Annotated in this window: 2 protein-coding genes and 1 pseudogene; 2 read left to right on the top strand and 1 reads right to left on the bottom strand. The window is 75.7% G+C overall.

Annotated features, from left to right (window positions below; translation table 11 throughout):
• On the top strand, positions 1-246 hold a 246-nt coding region (locus tag FV223_RS27100), incomplete at its 5' end, for a cobalamin biosynthesis protein (protein WP_187276268.1).
• Between the two features lie 4 nt (positions 247-250).
• Here the strand turns inward: FV223_RS27100 and FV223_RS27095 are convergent.
• Positions 251-928 (bottom strand): annotated as a pseudogene (locus FV223_RS27095) (CobD/CbiB family cobalamin biosynthesis protein); the annotation flags it as partial.
• Between FV223_RS27095 and FV223_RS27090 the strand changes: the two are divergent.
• A partial coding sequence (locus tag FV223_RS27090; protein ID WP_147729798.1) for an aminotransferase class I/II-fold pyridoxal phosphate-dependent enzyme occupies positions 908-1,637 on the top strand: 730 nt, incomplete at its 3' end. The pseudogene FV223_RS27095 and the gene FV223_RS27090 sit on opposite strands and share 21 nt — an antisense overlap.

Here is a 1,637-nt window from a genome sequence, read left to right as displayed (position 1 = left end):
CGCGACGCCGGCCGCCACCGCTCGCCGAATGCCGGCTGGCCCGAGGCCGCGATGGCCGGCGCGCTCGGCCTTCGGCTCGCCGGCCCGCGGGTCTATGCCGGCGTCGCGGTCGAGGATGCCTGGATGGGCGACGGCCGCGCGGCGGCGGCGGCCGACGACATCGAGCGGGCCCTGCGCCTCTATCGAACCGCCTGCGTGCTGCTGTGGGGGCTCGCCGCCGGCGCGACCGGGCTCGCCATGCTCTGATCGGCAGGGCGGTGAGCCGCGAGGCGGGCAGGTTCACGAGGTCGTCGAGCCGGGCCGAAGCCCAGCCGAAGGCCTCGTGGCGCGGGGTGCGGTGGCCGATCATGCTGTCGGCGGTGTTGATCGCCTTGTAGAGCGCGCCGCCCGGCAGGCCGCCGAGCCCGATCCAGAAGGCCGGCGCGACGATGCCGTCGGAGAAGTTCTCCGACAGGCTCTCGATCGCGGCGCGGCAGATCCCGGCTTCGTCCAGCGTCTCGGGATCGCGCCCGACGATCATCGACACCGCGCGCCGGCCGCCCGGCAGACCCTCGCCGCGCAGCCCCTCCGCGACCCGGGCGACGTGCTGGTACAGGCTGCGCTGGGCCGGCAGGCTGGCGCAGAGGAGGGCGATGAGCGCGATCGCCGGGAGCGGGCCGGCCAGCCCCGCCGCGAGGGTGAGACCGAGGGCGGTCGCGCCGACGCCGGCGAGGAGCACGGCGAGCGCGAGAATCCCGCCGAGCCGCCGCGCGGTGCGGCCGCCGCGGTTGAGGCCGCGGTCGAGGGCGGCGATCACCCGGCCGATCCAGGTGACAGGGTGGCCGAGCGCCCTGTAGAGCGCGTCCGGATAGCCGAAGGCCGCCTCGATCACGAGGGCGAGGGCGAGGATGGCGAGCGTATCGGGCGGATGAGCGAGCGCGGTGGACATGGCGTCTGGGGTCCGGGGAGGCCCGAGGCGGAGCCGATCGCCCATGGCGGCGACCTCGATGCGGCGCGGCGGATGTTTCCCGATGCGCCGGAGCCTTGGATCGACCTCTCGACCGGGATCAATCCGGTCCCCTATCCCTGCCCGGCGATCGACGCCAGCCTGTTCCACCGGCTGCCCTCCGCCGCGGACCATGCCGCGCTCCGCGAGGCGGCGTCCCGCGCCTACGGGGCGGCGCCCGACCGCATCGTGCCGGCGCCGGGCACGCAGATCCTGATCGAGACGATCCCCCGCCTGGTTTCGCCGCGCGCGGTCTGCGTCGTCGGGCCGACCTATGCCGAGCACGCGGCGGCGTGGCGTCGGGCCGGGCACGCCGTCTCGGCGGTGCCATGCCTCGAAGCGGTCGGCACCGCGCAGGTCGTGGTCGTGGTCAATCCCAACAACCCCGACGGGCGGACGTGGCCGGCGTCCCCGCTGCTCGCCCTCGCCGAAGTCCTCTCCGCCCGCAACGGCCTGCTCGTCGTGGACGAGGCCTTCGCCGATCTCGAAGCCGTCGAGAGCCTGTGCCCGCGGCTGCGGCCGGGGCTCGTGATCCTGCGCTCGTTCGGCAAGACCTACGGGCTCGCCGGCCTCAGGCTCGGTTTCGCCGTCGCGGAATCCGGGATCGCGCGCCGGATCGCGGGGGCGCTCGGGCCCTGGGCCGTCGCCGGGC

It is taken from the genome of Methylobacterium sp. WL116, from assembly GCF_008039455.1.
In the GTDB taxonomy this organism is placed as follows: domain Bacteria; phylum Pseudomonadota; class Alphaproteobacteria; order Rhizobiales; family Beijerinckiaceae; genus Methylobacterium.
The sequence above is the reverse complement of the archived record's forward strand: the minus strand, read 5'-3'. Positions and strand labels throughout refer to the sequence as shown.